The organism is uncultured Campylobacter sp., assembly GCF_938045225.1.
Classification (GTDB): Bacteria; Campylobacterota; Campylobacteria; order Campylobacterales; family Campylobacteraceae; genus Campylobacter_A.
On record NZ_CALINL010000034.1, the window covers coordinates 1 to 1,444 of the forward strand.

Here is a 1,444-nt window from a genome sequence, read left to right on the forward strand (position 1 = left end):
TCTATCTCCTCTTTTTTCAAATATCCTCTCTCCAAGCAGATATCGCCTACGGCTTTGCCCGTTTGTAACGCTTCTTTAGCGATGCTTGCAGATTTTTCGTAGCCGATGTACGGGTTAAACGCAGTTACGATACCGACCGAGCCGAGTACTGATTTTAAGCACGCCTCAGGGTTTGCGGTTAGTTTTCTGATAGCTTTTTCGGCTAGAGTTTTCATCGCGTTTTCTAGGATAAATATAGAGTTAAATAGCGCGTAAGCGATACCCGGCTCAAATGCGTTTAGCTCAAATTCGCCTCTCTCGCTGCAGAGCATGATGGTTACGTCGTTGCCCATCACCTCATAGCATGCCTCGCCTACGACCTCTGCGATGACCGGATTTACTTTACCTGGCATAATTGAGCTACCTGGTTGCATCTGAGGTAAATTTATCTCGCCAAGACCGCATCTTGGGCCTGAGTTCATTAATCTTAAGTCGTTTGCGATCTTGCTTAGGCGAACGGCAGCAGTTTTTAGCGCGCCGCTAACGTGAACGAAATCTGCAGTGTCTTGAGTAGCTGCGATGAAATCATCGGCAGGTTTAAAGTTTACACCGGTGATTTGGCTCAAAATTTTATGAACGGCGACTTTGTAATCAGGGTGGCAGTTGATACCCGTGCCGATCGCGGTTGCGCCCATGTTTAGCACAGCCATAGACTCTCTTGCTGCAGTGATTTTTTCGATATCGCTTTTGATGTAGCTTGCAAATGCGTTAAATGTGTTGCCAAGAGTAGTAGGAACGGCGTCCTCTAGCTCGGTTCTGCCCATTTTGATGATGTCTTTAAAATCTTTTGCTTTAGCTTCTAGCTCGCTTTTTAGTAGCTCCATAGCCTTTAAAAGGTCGGTTAATTTCGCATAAGCAGCGACTTTAATCGAGCTTGGGTAAGAGTCGTTGGTGCTTTGACCGAGGTTTGTGTGGTCGTTTGGATGTAGGTACTGATACTCGCCTTTTTTGTGTCCTAGGCTCTCAAGCGCGATGTTTGTGATAACTTCGTTCGAGTTCATATTGGTGCTAGTGCCGGCACCGCCTTGAATCATGTCTACTACGAATTGATCTAAATATTTACCCGCAATTATCTCGTCGCACGCTTTTGCGATAGCGTTGGCTTTTTGCGCGTCTAGAACGCCAACTTCTTTGTTTGCTAGAGCTGCGGCTTTTTTGATTTGGGCAAATGCTTTTACAAAATATGGATAGTCTTTGAGCTGTCGTCCGCTCATGTGGAAATTATCAAGTGCCCTAAATGTTTGTACGCCGTAATATACGTCATCAGCTATCTCTAGCTCACCTATAAAGTCGTGTTCTCTTCTGGTTCCCATAATGGTACTCCTTGTTATGAAATTGAATAGTGAAACTATAGCGCAATTAAACTGATATTTAAATTAAAAGTTTAATTTTCTATTTATTTTCT

At 43.9% G+C, this 1,444-nt stretch carries 1 protein-coding gene; it reads right to left on the reverse strand.

The genetic code is table 11. The features are described from left to right. A partial coding sequence (locus Q0200_RS02085; RefSeq protein WP_297937149.1) for an aspartate ammonia-lyase occupies nucleotides 1-1,352 on the reverse strand: 1,352 nt, incomplete at its 3' end. Nucleotides 1,353-1,444: the final 92 nt, after the last annotated feature.